15 protein-coding genes and 1 pseudogene are annotated in these 17,640 nt (G+C 50.7%); 15 read left to right on the forward strand and 1 reads right to left on the reverse strand.

Features of this window, described 5'->3' with window-relative positions; translation table 11 throughout:
* The first annotated feature begins 77 nt into the window (after positions 1–77).
* The 9 genes and pseudogenes from aspS to JSQ80_RS18315 all read left to right on the forward strand — a co-directional run.
* Positions 78–1,862, forward strand: a complete 1,785-nt coding sequence (gene aspS, locus JSQ80_RS18275; protein ID WP_240464164.1) for an aspartate--tRNA ligase — start codon at positions 78–80, stop codon at positions 1,860–1,862.
* Between the two features lie 123 nt (positions 1,863–1,985).
* The gene (locus tag JSQ80_RS18280) at positions 1,986–2,732 is read left to right on the forward strand and encodes a tRNA threonylcarbamoyladenosine dehydratase (RefSeq protein WP_206096236.1); all 747 of its coding nucleotides are present in this window, start codon (positions 1,986–1,988) and stop codon (positions 2,730–2,732) included.
* Positions 2,733–2,743: 11 nt separating this feature from the next.
* Positions 2,744–4,066, forward strand: a complete 1,323-nt coding sequence (locus JSQ80_RS18285) for a replication-associated recombination protein A (protein ID WP_206097652.1) — start codon at positions 2,744–2,746, stop codon at positions 4,064–4,066.
* Between the two features lie 41 nt (positions 4,067–4,107).
* The gene (gene crcB / locus JSQ80_RS18290) at positions 4,108–4,545 is read left to right on the forward strand and encodes a fluoride efflux transporter CrcB (protein WP_206096237.1); all 438 of its coding nucleotides are present in this window, start codon (positions 4,108–4,110) and stop codon (positions 4,543–4,545) included.
* Positions 4,542–4,907 carry a fluoride efflux transporter CrcB gene (gene crcB / locus JSQ80_RS18295; RefSeq protein WP_206096238.1) on the forward strand — a complete coding sequence of 122 codons (366 nt, stop codon included), beginning with the start codon at positions 4,542–4,544 and terminating at the stop codon, positions 4,905–4,907. Before crcB (JSQ80_RS18290) ends, crcB (JSQ80_RS18295) begins: the two co-directional genes overlap by 4 nt.
* Before the next feature lie 59 nt (positions 4,908–4,966).
* Positions 4,967–5,515, forward strand: coding sequence for a PCYCGC domain-containing protein (locus tag JSQ80_RS18300; RefSeq protein WP_240463712.1), 549 nt, complete (start codon positions 4,967–4,969; stop codon positions 5,513–5,515).
* Between the two features lie 209 nt (positions 5,516–5,724).
* On the forward strand, positions 5,725–6,036 hold the full coding sequence (locus JSQ80_RS18305; RefSeq protein ID WP_087432420.1) for an ArsR/SmtB family transcription factor: 312 nt from the start codon (positions 5,725–5,727) through the stop codon (positions 6,034–6,036).
* A gap of 211 nt (positions 6,037–6,247) precedes the next feature.
* On the forward strand, positions 6,248–7,597 hold the full coding sequence (locus JSQ80_RS18310; protein ID WP_240463713.1) for a hemolysin family protein: 1,350 nt from the start codon (positions 6,248–6,250) through the stop codon (positions 7,595–7,597).
* A gap of 1,291 nt (positions 7,598–8,888) precedes the next feature.
* A pseudogene (locus tag JSQ80_RS18315) lies at positions 8,889–10,250 on the forward strand (IS1182 family transposase); the annotation flags it as partial.
* 788 nt (positions 10,251–11,038) lie between these two features.
* Here the strand turns inward: JSQ80_RS18315 and mnmA are convergent.
* A complete protein-coding gene (gene mnmA / locus JSQ80_RS18320; RefSeq protein WP_206096239.1) occupies positions 11,039–12,142 on the reverse strand; it encodes a tRNA 2-thiouridine(34) synthase MnmA in 1,104 nt (367 codons plus the stop codon).
* A 239-nt stretch (positions 12,143–12,381) separates the two neighbouring features.
* On the opposite strand from mnmA, the gene cymR reads away from it, so the two are divergent.
* The 6 genes from cymR (at position 12,382) to nrdG (ending at position 17,591) form a co-directional block, all read left to right on the forward strand.
* Positions 12,382–12,801 carry a cysteine metabolism transcriptional regulator CymR gene (gene cymR / locus JSQ80_RS18325; RefSeq protein WP_087432423.1) on the forward strand — a complete coding sequence of 140 codons (420 nt, stop codon included), beginning with the start codon at positions 12,382–12,384 and terminating at the stop codon, positions 12,799–12,801.
* 54 nt (positions 12,802–12,855) lie between these two features.
* On the forward strand, positions 12,856–14,040 hold the full coding sequence (locus JSQ80_RS18330; RefSeq protein ID WP_206096240.1) for a cysteine desulfurase family protein: 1,185 nt from the start codon (positions 12,856–12,858) through the stop codon (positions 14,038–14,040).
* Positions 14,041–14,179: 139 nt separating this feature from the next.
* Positions 14,180–14,659 carry a PRC-barrel domain-containing protein gene (locus tag JSQ80_RS18335; protein WP_087432425.1) on the forward strand — a complete coding sequence of 160 codons (480 nt, stop codon included), beginning with the start codon at positions 14,180–14,182 and terminating at the stop codon, positions 14,657–14,659.
* Between the two features lie 47 nt (positions 14,660–14,706).
* Positions 14,707–14,919: a hypothetical protein gene (locus tag JSQ80_RS18340; RefSeq protein ID WP_176392771.1), complete on the forward strand. Its 213-nt coding sequence runs from the start codon at positions 14,707–14,709 to the stop codon at positions 14,917–14,919.
* A 318-nt stretch (positions 14,920–15,237) separates the two neighbouring features.
* Positions 15,238–17,109, forward strand: coding sequence for an anaerobic ribonucleoside triphosphate reductase (locus tag JSQ80_RS18345; protein WP_418888904.1), 1,872 nt, complete (start codon positions 15,238–15,240; stop codon positions 17,107–17,109).
* A 2-nt stretch (positions 17,110–17,111) separates the two neighbouring features.
* Positions 17,112–17,591 (forward strand): anaerobic ribonucleoside-triphosphate reductase activating protein, encoded by a 480-nt coding sequence (nrdG, locus tag JSQ80_RS18350; RefSeq protein WP_206097654.1) that lies wholly within the window; start codon positions 17,112–17,114, stop codon positions 17,589–17,591.
* Positions 17,592–17,640: the final 49 nt, after the last annotated feature.

The raw sequence follows: 17,640 nt of genomic DNA on the forward strand, positions 1-17,640 counted from the left end.
AGATAACGTCATCTTAATGGCGAATCTCTACATGGCGCAGCCATGACATTATATAAGTGAGGAGCGTGCATCACATGATGTACAAGACGCATCATTGCGGAAAAATTACAAAAGCTCAAATTGGAGAAACAGTTACGTTAAACGGTTGGGTGCAGCGCCGGCGTGACTTAGGCGGCGTATTGTTCATCGATCTGCGCGACCGGAGCGGGTTGGTGCAAATTGTCTTTAATCCGGAATTCTCCCAAGAGGCGCATGACATTGCGGACCGTGCGCGTAATGAATATGTGCTTGCCGTTCGCGGACAAGTGGTTCTGCGCGACGCAGAAACGGTTAATCCGAACATGCCTACCGGCGAGGTGGAAGTTCGCGTAACCGAAATCGAAGTGTTGAACGGTGCGAAGAACCCGCCGTTCTTTATCGAAGACGGCATTGAAATCGATGAATCGCTTCGCTTGAAGTACCGTTATTTGGACCTTCGCCGTCCAGAAATGCAGAAGACGTTGGCGCTTCGTTCGAAAGCGACGAAGGTGTTCCGCGATTTCTTGGATGAGAACGAGTTCGTAGAGGTCGAAACGCCAATCTTGACCAAGAGCACGCCGGAAGGCGCACGTGATTATCTTGTGCCGAGCCGGGTGCACCCGGGTGAATTTTTCGCCTTGCCGCAATCGCCGCAGCTGTTCAAGCAGCTGTTGATGGTGTCCGGAATGGAACGCTATTATCAAATCGCGCGCTGCTTCCGTGACGAGGACTTGCGTGCGGACCGTCAGCCTGAATTCACTCAGGTCGACATCGAGACGTCCTTTGTCTCCCAAGATCAATTGCACGATATGATGGAGCAGCTGATGGTTCGCCTGTTCAAGACGACGATAGGCGTGGACATCCCGACACCGTTCCAACGCATCACTTACCAAGAAGCGATGGAGAAATACGGCTCTGACAAGCCGGACCTTCGTTTTGGCCTCGAACTGGTTGACGTCTGCGACATCGTAGCGAACAGCGGTGTCAAAGTGTTCGGTTCCGTCATCGAGAAGGGCGGCGTCGTGAAGGTGCTGAACGCAAAAGGCTGCGGCACATGGAGCCGCAAGGATATCGACGATCTCGCACCGTATGCGGCGCGCTACGGAGCTAAAGGCTTGGCTTGGATTCAAGTGAAGGACGGCGAATTCCGCGGACCAATCGTGAAGTTCATGAGCGAAGAAGAAATTGCCGCGCTTCGTGAACGGACAGGTGCCGAAGAAGGAGACTTGCTGCTCTTCTCCGCGGATAACCGCAAGGTCGTCTACGACGTGCTCGGCAACCTGCGCCTTCTGATCGGACGCAGACTGAACCTGATCGACGACAGTGTGTACAAATTCGCTTGGGTTGTGGACTTCCCGCTTCTCGGCTATGATGAAGAAGCGAAGCGTTATGTGGCGGAACACCATCCGTTCACTCGTCCGAAGGATGAAGATCTGGAGCTGTTCGACACGGATCCAGGACAAATCCGCGCTCAAGCATATGACCTTGTCTTGAATGGATACGAGGTCGGCGGCGGATCGATGCGGATATACAAGCGCGAAGTGCAGGAGAAAATGTTCAGCGCGCTGGGCCATTCTCCAGAGGAAGCGCAGGAGAAATTCGGCTTCCTGCTGAACGCATTCGAGTATGGCACGCCTCCGCACGGCGGTATCGCCTTCGGTCTTGATCGGCTTATCATGCTGCTTGCAGGCCGCAGCAACTTGCGCGAGACGATCGCGTTTCCGAAGACGGCAAGCGCGGTGGATCTCATGATGGATGCGCCGAATGAAGTGGATTCGGGCCAATTGGAGCTGCTGCAAATCAAATCGACATATAAGAAGAAAGAAAAGAAAGAAGAGCAATAAGCCACGCGGCTGTTTGACGACAGCTTGATATGACGCCCCTCGCCCGGAGACCAACTGCTGGATCCGGCGGCAAGGGGCGTTCCGACTATGTGCCGCTTATGTGGCAGGAGGAGTAAATAGACGATGTTACATCAATTTTCGCGTACTGAATTAGCGATCGGCCCGGAAGGGCTGGAGAAGCTGAAGAACAGCACGGTCGCCGTGCTCGGCATTGGCGGCGTAGGCTCGATTGCAGCGGAAGCGCTGGCCAGAACCGGCGTCGGTCGCATTATTTTAATCGACAAGGATGTTGTCGACATTACGAATCTGAACCGCCAAATTCATGCCCTTACGACGACGGTAGGGCAGAAGAAGGCGGAGCTGATGCAAGAGCGGATAAAGCTCATCAATCCAGATTGTGACGCCATTGCGTTAAATATGTTCTACACGGAGGAAACGTGCGAGGAACTGTTCAAATACGAATTGGACTATGTCGTCGACGCCTCGGACACGATTTCATACAAGATTCACCTCATTAAGGAATGCTTGCGGCGCAAGCTCCCGATCATATCCTGCATGGGCGCCGCGAACAAGATGGACCCGACACGCTTCCAGGTGGCCGACATCTCGAAGACGACGGTCGATCCAATCGCACGCGTCGTCCGTCAGAAGCTGCGCAAAGAAGGCATTAAGAAAGGCGTGAAGGTCGTCTTCTCGACAGAAGAGCCGATGAAGCCGCGAAGCGATGTAACGGAGAAGATTGTGCCGGAGACGGCGCCTGATATCCGCAAAGCAAAGCAGCCGCCGGCAAGCAATTCCTTTGTTCCGCCGGTTGCCGGGCTCATCATGGTAAGCGTCGTCGTGCGTGACCTCCTTAAAACGATAGAATAACGGTGATGAATATGGATTTATTCTCGTATCAGGAAGACCGGGAACCGGGCATGCGGCTGTTAGCCGACCGCATGCGTCCCCGGACGCTCGATCAGTATATTGGACAGGAGCATATCGTCGGCCAGGGACGGCTGCTTCGCAGAGCCATTGAGGCGGATCGTGTCTCGTCTATCATTTTGTATGGTCCGCCAGGCTGCGGAAAGACAACGCTCGCGAACATTATTTCCGAGCAGACACAGGGCGAGTTCGTCCGCTTGAACGCGGTGGACGCTTCGGTAAAAGACGTGCGGGCGGTCATTGAGCAAGCGGAGACGAACAAACATATGTACAATACGAAGACGATCTTGTTCCTGGATGAAGTGCATCGCTTCAATCGTTCGCAGCAGGATGCGCTGCTGCCGGCCGTTGAGAAGGGCACCATTATTTTTATCGGAGCAACGACGGAGAACCCGTTCCATCATGTCAACGGGGCGTTGATGAGCCGTTCGACGCTATTCCAGCTTAAGGCGCTCACGAAGGAGCATTCGCTTGCCGCGATGAAGCGGGCGCTGACTGATAAGGAGCAGGGATTAGGGTTCATGCCGATTAAGGCGGATTCCGGGGCGCTTCAACATATTGCCTCTATGGCCAACGGGGACATTCGACGCGCGTTGAACGCGCTGGAGCTTGCTGCCATGACGACGACGCCCGAAGCGGACGGCACCGTCCATATTACGGTTCCGGTAGCGGAAGAATCGGTTCGGCGTCCGTCGGTCCAAGCGGATGAGTCGGTGCAGTATGACGTCCTGTCCGCCTTTCATAAGAGCATACGCGGATCGAGCGATGCGGCCTTATTCTGGTTCCTCTACGCCGTAGAGAAGCTTGGAATGGACCCGATGACGTTTATCCGCCGCTTGACCGTAGCGTGCAGCGAGGATATCGGTCTGGCCAATCCCCAAGCGATGGTGCAGGCGGTAAGCGCCCTTGAGGCTTACCATCGCATCGGATGGCCGGAATCGAAGTATATTATTTCCCAAGCGATTTTGTTTGCGGCGGAAAGCCCGAAATCGAACTCTATTCCGCTGGCCATTGCGCGTGTCATGCAGGCATTCGACGATATCAAATCTGCGGATGTGCCCTTGCATTTGCGGGATACGCATTATAAAGGCGCGGATAAGCTCGGACACAAAGGATATCAATATCCGCACGACTATCCGGGGCACTACGTGGAGCAGCAGTATTTACCTGATTCGATTAAAAATCGCGTATTTTTCATGGCAAGCGAACAGGGGACGGAAGCAAAGATGCGGATCAATCAGGAACGCCGCCGCAATCCGAATGATGGTCACGAATAAATTCACTCGGGAGGCTAATCCCGGCAGGAGATCGGAACGGTATGGAGAATCAAACCTATAATCATCGGCTGCTGCCGGTCAGAGTGTCACCAGGGACTGCCGTTGCAGCCGGCGGATGCATCGGCGCCTGCTTGCGTTACGGCATAAGCCGGCTGCTGCCATTTGAAGCGGGGTTTCCATGGGCAACGTGGTCGGTAAATATGTTCGGCTGCTTTTTTCTCGGCTGGCTGTTTACCTATCTAGTTGTCAGGCCACGGGTCTCCGCATTATGGAAGCCGCTGCTGGGTACGGGATTGACTGGCGCATTGACGACGTTTTCCACCTTTTCACTTGAGACGGTGCAGCTGCTGGAAGCAGGCAAGCTCATGTGCGCTGCCATCTATCAGCTGAGCAGCATGCTCTGCGGACTGCTGCTCGCTTGGGGCGGTCTGCTGCTGGCAAAGCGGAGCTGCGGCGCAACAGGGGGAGTATCACGATGAGCTGGCTATTGGTTGCTGTCGGCGGAGCTTGCGGGGCGTGGTGCCGCTTCCGCCTCGGCGCTTACGTCAGTAAGCGCTCGGGAAGTGATTTTCCGTGGGGGACATTCGTAATTAACGCAGCGGGCAGCTTGCTGCTCGGCTTGCTTTACGGATGTAAAACGAGCTTGCCGCCCTTGCTGTATTTAGGGGGAGCGGCAGGGTTTTGCGGCGCATTCACCACTTTTTCGACGTTTAGTTACGAAGCGATATCACTCATGATGTCGGACAAACGGAGGCAGGCGTTATTTTATATTATGATGAGCGCGGCAACCGGCTTGCTTGCAGCAGCGATCGGTTATGGGGTGACGCGTTTCATTGGCTGAACGAATGGGTAATACAGTTCATTCATTCAAAAAAGCGAGGGAACAGAGGAGGGAACGGGTTGTCCGCGAAGATTCAACCTAAACGTAAAAAGCGTTTGTTGTATCGTCTCTTGATCGCGTCCGCAATAATGAGCTTGTCATTAATTGCCGCCGGCTGCGGCTCGGGCGACACAGATAGTCAACCTACTGCTGCCCATGCCGGTGAGGAGCATGAACGTCTGCTTCCGAATGGCGATCTGCAGCAAACGACGGCATCACGGAATGAGCTTCCGCCCTTTTTAGACGATAAAAAGGATGAGATGAGGCTCATTTATACATTAGCCGCGCAAAATCACGACCTGCTGCAGCATATTCCTTGTTATTGCGGCTGCGGGGAGAGCGCAGGACATGAAAGCAATCTGAACTGCTTTGTCGCGCAAATGGAAGAGAACGGAGCTGTGCTGTGGGATGATCACGGAACGCGGTGCGGCGTCTGCCTTGAAATCGCGGTCGAAGCATCCCAAATGCAGCGGGAGGGCAAATCGGTGCCCGATATTCGGCACACGATTGATGAGAAATATAAGGAAGACTATGCAGAACCGACACCTACTCCTAAGCCAAAAGTTTAAGTTGAAACGTGACTTTAGCGAGTTTTGAACACGCAACAATTATATGTATGATCGGGACTTGAAATCGTTTCCTAGTGTCGACATGTTTATTTTGTTTTCCTTTGTCACAACCTACAGGCATTAGCGTGCGGTACATATGTGGATATGTTCATTTCGATGGGACACCGCTGATACTTGGATGAATGAGCTTATTAAAGGAGACGAAAAACATGGATTATTTCCTGGGAAAAGATTTGGACGCAGAGGTGCTTGAACGCGTCTCGCAAACGTTTAAAGCGCTCGGTGACCCGACGCGAATTCGTATTTTAACGCTGCTTGCCCGTGAGGAGTGCGCCGTAAATCAGGTTGCCGATGCGCTGCAGTTATCTCAATCTGCCGTATCACACCAATTGAAGACACTGCGTGCATATCGTTTTGTAAGGTACCGCCGCGAAGGACAGAACATTTTATACGTTTGCGATGATGCCTATATCATCGGTTTGCTTGAAGAAGCCATCCGATACGCGACCGAACAGCAATAATATGCAAACAGCAGCCTGAATCAGGTGATAGGACGGCGTAGAGACAGAATATATATAAAGTCAATCAACGCATGGCAGGGAGGTGCATATTATTATTATAATTCAGCCGCGCGTCGGTTTGAATTGTATGTATTTTCTTATATAATATATTTATATGATTTTATTTTTTGACGATGGGGAGGTGCACCTGTCCGCTTCTTTGTAGAGGAGGATGGGGAATCGATTGGATGATCCGTTACCGATAGGCTGGGGTTTGTTATTTGTCTTGTTTCTTGTGTTTTTAAATGGGTTTTTCGTAGCCGCGGAATTCGCGATGGTGAAGGTGCGCGGCAGCCGGATTGACACGCTGGTGCAGGAAGGGAATGCGAAAGCCAAATTCGCAAGACATGTAACAGACCACTTGGACGCTTATTTGTCGGCATGTCAGCTGGGCATTACGTTAGCTTCACTTGGATTAGGATGGATTGGGGAAAAAACGGTGGCCGAATTGCTGCATGACCCGCTGACGGCCTTGGGCGCAGGACCCGCAGTGGTGCATTCCATAGCTACGGTGATTGCGTTTATCATCATTACGGTGCTGCATATCGTATTGGGTGAGCTGGCACCTAAGACATTGGCTATCCGCAAAGCGGAAGGAGTTGCGCTGTGGACGGCCGGCCCGCTGCGTTTTTTCTACAAGATTATGTATCCGTTCATCTGGCTGTTAAATGGAACGGCCAATCTGGTGCTGAAGCTGTTCGGCATTGAACCGGCATCTGAGCATGAATCGGCGCATACGGAGGAAGAGATTCGTATTCTTATGAAGGAAAGCCATAAGAGCGGTTTGATCGATAATACGGAACTTACGTTAATGGATAATATTTTTGACTTTACGGAAACGCATGCCCGTGAGATCATGATTCCGCGCACGGATATGGTTTGCTTGTACGCACAGGATTTATTTGAGGATAATAAACAAAAAGCAATAACCGAAATGCATACCCGTTACCCGGTATGCGACAACGATAAGGATAATATCATCGGTTTCGTTCACATTAAAGACTTGGTGAAGGCGCCAGCCGATCTAGAGGACATCCGTGACATCATTCGGCCGATGATGAGTGTGCCGGAATCGATGTCCATCAGCGCGCTTCTCAAAATGATGCAGAAAAACAAGGTGCAAATCGCGCTGCTTATCGACGAATTCGGCGGTACGGCCGGTTTGGTCACGTTAGAAGATATTATGGAGGAAATCGTCGGGGAAATTCAAGACGAATTCGATGAAGAACGGCCCCAAATCGAGAAAAAGGACGATATGAACTTTTCTATCGACGGCCGCTTGCTGATCGAAGAAGTGAATGCCTATTTTGGCACGGATATCGTGTCTGACGATTATGATACGATCGGCGGGTGGATCTATTCCAAGGTCGAGGTTCCGCCTCGCAAAGGGCAGCGGATTACGGTGGAACAGCATTTGGAATTTATCGTGGAAGAAACCGATCATCTCCGGATTTCCCGGTTGCATGTCAGAAGGTTAACCCGGCCCGAGTTAGATTTGAACATCAATGAGGCAACATCATAACCATAGTATAATACCCAACCCTTTTCGGTTCACATGCCGGAAAGGGTTTTTAATTGAAGACTCTCGGGAATGAAGGGGGAGCAGTTCCGGCTAGAAGTGACAGAGGCGCATGATGCGGAATGTTCTTTTATTCATTCTCCCTCTCGTTTAGAAGGACATCCCTCACCGTATATACCGGAAGTGGCTGCTCAATCCAATCCATTTATTGCAAGAGTACAACCTGTTAGAAACTATGTTTTTCGACGGGCAAGGCGGAAGCGGAAGAGACAGTGGTTAATTGCAAATGTACAGTTGCTTTTACGATATATCGCCCTTTTAGCCATTTGAACAGCAAATATGCAGTTTATAACGAGGGGCTGACATTATTTGTAAGATTACGCAAAAACGAAATGAAAAATTGCATTCCAGCGTGACGAAAGACCGAAAAAGAGAACTTTTAAAGGTATAATTGCAATTGGAGACGGTCAAATTTCGCACACCGTGGAGCGTCTGCTCGATCCACAATCGTTGTTACGGACCGCAGGGAAGAGTTGGCGGTAACGCCGAATAGAGAGAATCGCCTCTCCCATATCGCGATCCACGTTAATTTGGAATGGGAAGATTTGTCGGAGTGCAAGGAAAGCCCATGAACCGGGAAGAAGATACCGTCGATCCATGGGCGTAGGTGTGGAGGTTAGTACTATTATCCGTACAGTACTGCGATGTGATTTAGCAGGTCAATCAACGGAGGTATAACTTTGCCAATGAATTCCAATACCGCTATGAAGATTGTCATATCAATCACTCCCTGAAACGATAGCCAAGAAACTGTAATGTTCCTTGTACTATATATATCGGCATGCAGCTCTTATTTTGTTAGCGCTTTCATAAAGAAAAATTTAAAATGCTGGTGGAAAACCCACCCAACCTCCTAAAAAGGGAATTGAGTGGGATTGCTTACTTCAACTTGCCCTCGTGACTGAAGAGTGGGCAAGACAGGGGACTCAGGGGGAGCGGTATGCACGATGCCGGATCGTTCTTTTGCTCGTTCTCCTCATAATTCAGGCCCTGATCGTTTTTCTCATCACTCTCCCTCTCGTTCAGTAAGGGCATTATCCCCTCTGTATGGGGAAGGTAACATTCGGCGCACATGTCTCAAGCAGCCAGCATTGCTTGTTCGCTGAGACCAGAAAGGAGAGGCGACGACGAACTGCGAGTGTCAGACTGTTGAAAAAAGCCGTGTTTTTCGGTGCATAATGCATCAATATGATACAATATCAGTAATTAATTTGATGAGAGGCGTGTGGTGATCTTGTTGAATAGCAAGCAGTCCGAAAACAAAGCTCATAATGAAATGGAACTTATTTGTATGGATTTATTGGTACCTCAAGATCACCTGCTACGCCTTATCGACAAACATGTGGATTTCTCTTTTATCAGGGAGAAAGTTCGGCCTTACTATAGCGAAACCAAGGGACGACCGGCCTTAGACCCCGTTGTCTTATTTAAAATGATGCTCATCGGATATTTGTACGGCATACGCTCTGAACGTCAATTGGAGCAAGAAATCATTCCGAATGCTGCTTATCGCTGGTTCCTTGGCCTGCGTCTCTCCGATCGCGTCCCCGATCACTCGACGATCAGTTGGAACCGGAATAATCGGTTTAAAGATACGAATCTCTTTCAAGAGATTTTTGATGAAATGGTACATCTAGCGATCAACCATAAGATGGTGGATGGTCGTCTCTTGGTGACCGATTCGACTCATATTCGAGCCAACGCTAACAATAATCGCTACACGATGCAGGTTCTCGAAGAGACCCCTCATGACTATCTAAAAGAATTAGAGAAGGCCATCAACGAGGATCGAGAGAGCCACGGAAAAAAGCCCCTTCCTCCCCGGAAGCCTTCCGGGGAGGAAAAACCACGTAAAGTAAGTCAAACCGATCCCGAGTGCGGACTGATGAAACGAAGCGGTAAGCCGGAGGCATTCTGTTATCTCGACCATCGCACCGTCGACCATAAATATAACATTATCACCGATGTCCATGTGACACCTGGCCATGTTAATGACGCTGCCGTCTACGTGGAACGCCTCAAGCGACAAATCCAAACCTTTGCATTTCAATCGACGCTGGAAGCCGTGGCGCTGGATTCGGGGTACATGACTCCTTACATATGCGATCAGACGCTAAAGCTAGAGATCGCTGCGGCTATCGCGGAACGCAATGCTCCAACGCCCCCTGACATTTTTCCGAAGAAACAGTTTATCTACCATGCAGAAGAAAATGGCTACCTGTGTCCCGCGGGAAAAATGCTAATGTATACGACTACCAATCGACAAGGGTATCGGGAATACACGTCAAATGCCGAGGAGTGTGCAAACTGCCCCTTGCTCAATCAGTGTACGAAATCGGCCAACCACCAACGTAAGATCGAACGACATATATGGGAAGAGAGTAAAGAGAAGGTCGCTCAGTACCGGAAAACCCATTCCGGAGAGGCGGCCTATAAGTTGCGTCCTCAAACGATAGAACGAAGCTTTGCAGATGCAAAAGAGCTTCATGGATATCGTCGCTGCAAGTTCCGCGGGAGAGCTAAAACGCAGGAACAAGCTTTCATGACCGCAATAGCCCAGAATGTAAAAAAGATTGCCAGGTACCTGGCCCAAAAGGTCGGACGTGGGCAGAAGCAAAAGACCCCACCTGTTCTTTTAACCAAATTAAGGAACTTCTCGAAATCTTTAGCTCTAAATTCTGCCGCTTAAACCGATTTTTCAACAGTCTGGAGTGTGCAGTTATTTTGGTGAAATGCCGCCTTTTTCGGCGTTTGAACTGCAAACATGCAGTGTAAGTCAAGGGGGTTACCATTATATGTGCGACTTTGCGAAAATGAGCTGCACGATTGAAGTTCAGCGTGACGAAAGACGTGAAAATGAGACTTTCTAATGTATATTTGCAGTTGGAGACGCCCCCTTAAGGCTTGAGGGGAAGATGCGGGCTGAATCCATGCTCTTCTTGGAACGGGAGGCGGCCGCATCTGATTGCGTATTAGGTTTTTTCTGAATCTAAGGGTGTGGACAAAATGACTTTGTGAAGCAGCTTTTTTTAGGGAGCGGATCCGCAGGCTTGTTAGAGCACAAGGAAAGCCCATGAACCAAGGCGAACATGCCGAGAATCATGGGCTTAGGTGTAAGAGGTTAGTACGGTTATCCGTACAGTACTACGATGTGATTTAGCAGTTCAATCAACGGAGGTATGACTGCACCCAGGAATCCTAATACCGCTATGAACATCGACATATAAATCACTCCCTAATACGTTTGCCAAGAAACTGTACTGTTCCTTGTACTATATATATCGGCAAGCAATCATCTATTTGTTAGCGCTTTCAAAATAAAAATGAAATAATATTGGTGGAAAAACCACCCAACCCCCTAAAAAGGGAATTGGGTGGGAGTTGTTACGCTTCAAGCTTGCGAATGGCATCGATCGTGCCCCCGCCGAGACACACTTCGCCGTCATAGAAGACGACGGCTTGCCCCGGTGTAACGGCGCGTTGATGTATATCGAACGTCACTTCTACGGTCCCATCGCCATTCTTGACGAGAGTCACGCCTTGATCCGGCTGACGATAGCGGAACTTGGCCGTGCAGCGAATCGGTCCTTCCGGCATGTTCCCCGCAATCCAGTTCACTTGGGAAGCAAGCAGGCCAGTAGAGTAGAGGCTAGAATGATCGCCCTGTACGACATATAAAATGTTATGCTGTAAATCCTTTTCCGCTACGAACCATGGCTCGCCTGTCCCGGATCCGCCTATGCCCAAGCCTTGGCGTTGGCCAAGTGTATAATACATGAGCCCGTCATGGCGTCCCATCACATCCTTGGTGCGGATATCGACCATTTCACCTGGCTGTGCGGGCAAGTATTGACTAAGGAACTGCTTGAAATTGCGTTCTCCGATAAAGCATACGCCGGTGCTGTCCTTCTTCTTCGCCGTTGCAAGACCGGCTTCTTCCGCAATGCGGCGCACCTCAGGCTTCGGCAAATGGCCAATGGGGAACATCGCCTTCGCCAGCTGCTCTTGGTTGAGCGCATTCAAGAAATACGTCTGATCCTTGTTGCCGTCAATCCCGCGCAGCAGAGTGTGGCCACTGTCTTCGTGCACGACGCGCGCATAATGGCCGGTAGCCAAATAATCCGCACCCAGGTCAAGCGCCTTCTGGAGAAATTCGCCGAATTTAATTTCGCGGTTGCACATAACGTCTGGATTAGGCGTACGCCCGCGGCGATATTCATCGAGAAAGTAAGAGAATACTTTGTCGAAATATTGCTCTTCAAAGTTAACCGTATAATAAGGAATGCCGATTTGTTCACACACGCGGCGCACGTCTTCCGCATCTTCCTCGGCTGTGCAGTGCCCGAATTCATCCGTGTCATCCCAGTTCTTCATGAAAATACCGATAACATCATACCCCTGCTGCTTTAAGAGCAGTGCGGTTACTGACGAATCGACGCCGCCTGACATCCCAACGACGACGCGTGTTTGTGCATTGGATTTTGTCATATTATCACCGTCTTTACTGTGATCTGTTGAATGATGGATCTTGGATTCACTATTCATTATATATTGTAACACATGGCGCTTTTATATCGAAAATAAGGTTGCTTGTCAAGAGATTGCCATCATTTCATGAATACGCAACCAGATTATTGACTATAACGAGGATAGTTATGATACGATATACGGGGTGCCTTAATCGGAATACATTGAATTGATAAGATAATGAATACGGGGTGTATTATATGAAGATATCTACGAAAGGCCGTTACGGATTAACGATTATGATGGAGCTTGCGAGGAGCACCGGCGAAGGTCCGACTTCTTTGAAGAGCATAGCGGAGAAGAATCAATTGTCCGAGCATTACTTGGAGCAGCTCATCGCGCCGCTGCGCAATGCGGGACTCGTGAAGAGCATCCGCGGAGCCTATGGCGGTTATATTTTATCCCACAATGCGGAGCAGGTTACGGCTGGAGAAGTGATTCGCGTGCTGGAAGGTCCGATTTCACCGGTCGATTTCACGGAAGAAGACGATCCCGCGAAGCGCGATTTGTGGCTGCGCATACGCGACAGCATCGCGCAAGTGCTTGATTCGACCACACTCGCCGATTTAATCAACTATAAAGAAGAGGGCGGCCAAGACAGTTACATGTTTTATATTTAGGTTTAGGTTTGTGTTTAGAGGTTAGGCATATTTAGCAGTTGGGGGAAAAATGCGATGAAACGCATCTATTTTGATCATGCAGCAACGACGCCGCTTCATCCGGACGTGCTACAAGCAATGACGGCAAGCATGCATAACGTATTCGGCAACGCATCAAGCGTTCATGCATATGGACGCGAGGCGAAATCCGCCGTCAATCAATCACGCGATCGCATCGCCGCACGGCTTGGCTGCCGTCCTCAAGAGCTAGTATTTACGAGCGGAGGCACGGAAAGCGATAATGCTGCTTTGTTCGGGGCCGCCTGGGCGGCATGGCTGCAATCCGGGCAGTCTCCGCAGCAGGACAAGCATCGCATGAAGCCTCATATTGTGACGACTCAAGTCGAACATCATGCTGTTCTTCATGCTTGCGAACGATTGGAGTCTCTTGGCTTCGATGTGACTTATGTGGCGCCTGACGAGACAGGCTTCATCAGCGCGGATAAGATTGAGTCCGCTTTGCGGCCGAATACGTGTCTTGTCAGTGTCATGTACGGCAATAATGAGGTTGGCACGTTGCAGCCTATACGGGAAATTGGCGAAATCGCGCGTGAACATGGCATTTTGATGCATACGGATGCCGTCCAAGCCTTAGGCATGATACCGCTCCAATTGAACGAACTGCCTGTAGACTTTGCAAGCTTCTCCGCCCATAAGGTGAATGGTCCGAAGGGCGTAGGAGCGCTGTATATTCGTACAGGCGCTCTATGGGATCCGTTTCTTTACGGAGGCAATCAAGAACGCAAGCGCAGAGCGGGCACGGAAAATATTGCGGGAATAGCCGGATTTGCCGAAGCGGTGGAGCGGGCGGCCGGTTCGTTAGATGAGAAGATTCAAGAAGCAAGCGGCATCAGGGATGCGTTATGGACCGGGTTGAAGGATTCTTTGGGGGATCGGGTGGTGCGTAACGGTCATCCATCCCGGCAGCTGCCCCATATTTTGAATGTGAGCATACTTGACGTTCCAACCGAAACGATGCTTATGAATTTAGATCTTGCCGGCATTATGGCAGCAAGCGGCTCTGCCTGCACATCGGGATCATTGGAAGTGTCCCATGTGCTGGAAGCGATGGAGCTGTCGGAAGAACGCAAGCGCACCGCTGTACGTTTCAGCTGCGGATTGGGCAATACTAGGGAAGAGGCAGCTTTCACCGTTCAACAAATTGCAACCATCGTTTCACGTGTTCGTACTAGACAGTAAAGGGTGATTCCGCGGCGTGAAGGGAGGGGCGGCACAGATACGGCGGTAAGCGAGTTCTCGGACTTCTTGGACAAGCATCGGGCGAAGTTGCGGATGTGTGCAAGAAAGTGATTATGCCGTAAGCTGAGGAGGCCCCGATTTGAAGTTGTTGGAATTGATAGGTCTGCCTGTATATGAAATTGAAACAGGAAAGCAAGTATCCAGAGTGAAGGATTTCCGCATCACGGATCAATGGTGTATTACACATATTGAGCTTGAAGGAAAAAGCCGTAAAGCAAGCGTTATATCTGTCGTGAAATGGGAGGACGTAACGGCTTGCGGCGAGGATGCCATCATGATAGCGAACGATAAAGCCATCCGGCAGACGGAGGCTATCCATATAGAGCGATCGTTTCTTACGGGCAAGGCAGCAATGAAAGATTTGCCTGTCGTCACAACGGAAGGATCACAATTGGGATGGGTTGCCGATGTTTATTTTCAGCCAAATATGGGTAACCAAATAACAGGTCTGGAAATATCAGACGGTTTGCTTTCTGACCTTTTGGAAGGGAGACGGCAGATAGATGAGATGAGCGGCTTGAGATGGGGCGCTGATGTTATCGTCGTTGAAGAAAGCTGAAGCAATGAGTACGAACAAATTAGTCAATGGACGGAATGGTGAAAATGATGCGCTGCCCGAATTGCAATTCCAAAGATATCGGGAAAATTGGCTCCCACCAATTTTATTGCTGGGGATGTTTTATAGAGCTGACGGTGAACGGCGACAAGATGTCTGTATTTCAAGTGGAAGAAGACGGTACATTAAGCTCGTTGGACGATTTATTTTTCGGTGATGAATTTGTGACGCCTCCGTATCCGGAAGCGCATGCTTCATCCTAGAGGACGCGAACAGGAACGGATCAAATAATGCGAAAGCGCTCGAACCCGGTCGTTGACACGGGAACGGGCGCTTTTTGCGTTGGCTGTGACAAAGCGCATATTGTGTTTATAACGATTGAGGCATAATACATATTGTGTTTTGGTTCATAAAATTACACTACATATAGTGATTTTCCTGGAATATAGCACTGGAAGGACTGGACGAAGATGACGATGATACCGATGAAACGCCGCAACACGGCTTGGGAACTGCACAACAATCAAGAAGGTACCGCTGTGGCGGCAGGCTGGGACAGTCAGCTTCCCCGAACAAGAGAAATGAAGATAAATGCATCTTTAGATATAGCATCCGCTTCGGATAGGCTGGCTGACTCGCTGCATGAAATTATCGACGGCGGCAACAAAGATTTAATGCAGGAAAATGCCAATGTGGATGGCCGCTCCCCGATGGGCATGATGGGGAAGATGGCAAGCGAGAGCGCCCGTTGGTACGCTGTTGAGCATCTGCTCTCGCCGGACGTGCGCCAAGCGGTGGAGGAAAATTTGATGTATCCGCACGACTTGGACTTCTATGCTTCCGGCACGACGACCTGCTGTCAAATACCGCTCGGCAAGCTGCTTCGGCTCGGGTTCAATACCGGGCATGGCCACATGCGCGAGCCGCAGGACATCAAGAGCGCGCTGGCGCTAGCGTCCATCATTCTGCAGGCGAACCAAAATCAGCAGCATGGCGGGCAAGCGTATCCGATGTTTGACTATGATCTTGCTCCATATGTGCGCAAGACATATGAGCGTCATATGCGTTACTTATCGACTTTGCCGCTTGATCCAAGCTTCGATCCGGAAGCGGAGGCATGGCGTCTGGCAGAGCGGGACGTATATCAGGCCTGCGAAGCGTTCATTCATAATGCGAACTCGATGCATTCGCGCGGAGGCGGCCAAGTTCCGTTTATCTCGATTAACTATGGGACGGATACTTCTATTGAAGGGCGCATGCTGATGAAGCAGCTGCTGCTTGCGACGCAAGCAGGACTCGGCAAAGGAGAGACGCCGATATTTCCCATTCAAATTTTCAAGGTGAAAACAGGTGTCAACTTCGAGCCCGGAGATCCAAACTACGATTTATATTTGCTTGCGTTGGAGACGACGGCACAGCGTCTTTTTCCTAATTTTGCGTTTCTGGATGCGGCTTTCAACGCTCAATATTATGATGGGACGCCTGAGAGCGAAGCATGCTACATGGGGTGCCGTACGCGCGTCATGGGCAATGTGAACGGGAAAGAGACGGCGATTGGCAGAGGGAACTTATCATTTACCTCGCTCAATCTCGTGCGGCTTGCCCTTTTGTCTGCCGATGTGCCTGATTTCTTCCTTCGGCTCGACCAGCTGTTGTCGCTGTCGGTGAAGCAATTGCTGGAGCGCTATGAGTATCAGGCGAAGAAGCAGGTTCAGGATTTTGCGTTTTTGATGAAGCAGGGAGTATGGCGAGGCAGCGAAGCGCTGCAGGCGGAGGATGAACTGCGCGAGGTGTTGAAGGAAGGGACGCTCAGCGTCGGCTTTATCGGGCTCGCGGAGGCGCTTGTCGCCCTGACCGGAGCTCACCATGGCCAATCGGAAGAAGCATGGAAGCTCGGCCTCCGCATCGTCGCGCATATGCGTAAGCGGATGGACGAAGCTACCGAAGCCACCGGCATGAACATGACGCTGATTGCTACGCCGGCAGAAGGCTTGTCTGGAAAATTTACGTATAAGGATCGGGCCGAGTTCGGCTGCAGGGAAGGAATAACGGATCGGAATTATTACACGAATTCTTTTCATGTACCGGTTTACTACGACGTTAAAGCGTACGACAAAATTGTGATTGAGGGACCATTCCATGAGCTGTGCAATGCCGGACACATTACGTATGTTGAGCTGGACGGAAGCGCCAAAGCCAATCCGCAAGCGCTAAACCAGCTTGTTCGCGCCATGGCGGCGAACGGCATAGGCTATGGCTCCATCAATCACCCGGTGGATCGCTGCCGGGCATGCGGCCATCACGATACGATTGAAGAGGCTTGTCCGGCATGCGGCAGTTCCGGCGATCAGATTGAACGCATCCGCCGCATTACGGGCTACTTGGTCGGAGATATGAATAAATGGAACTCGGCGAAGCGTTCCGAAGAATCGGAGCGGGTGAAGCACGGATGAGCTTGCGGGTGCTTTCGATCCTTCATGACAGCGTCGTTGATGGCGAAGGGCTGCGCACGGTCGTCTTCTTCAGCGGATGTCCGCATCAATGCCCCGGCTGCCACAATCCTGAATCATGGAATATGGTGAACGGTGCGGAGATGACCGTGGATGAGGTTGCGGCAGAGATCTTGTCCAACCCGCTGACAGATGTCACTTTGTCCGGAGGAGAGCCGTTCATGCAAGCCAAGGAAGTGAAACGGCTTGCGCGCAAGCTTAAGGAGGCCGGCCGCCATATCTGGTCGTATACCGGCTATACCGTGGAGCATTTATTGCAGCACGGCACGGATGATCAGCGCGAGCTGCTGCAATATGTCGATGTGCTCGTGGACGGTCCGTTTCTGATGGAACGGCGCCGTCCAGGCCTTCGTTTTTGCGGGAGCGACAACCAGCGCATTTGGCGAATGAATTACGGTCGACCCGACGGGTTAATTTTTCCTTGAGTTACATATACTCTACTGTATGATGCTCGTCCGAACGGAGTGTGGAGTG

The organism is Paenibacillus apiarius (assembly GCF_017052585.1).
In the GTDB taxonomy this organism is placed as follows: domain Bacteria; phylum Bacillota; class Bacilli; order Paenibacillales; family Paenibacillaceae; genus Paenibacillus_B; species Paenibacillus_B apiarius.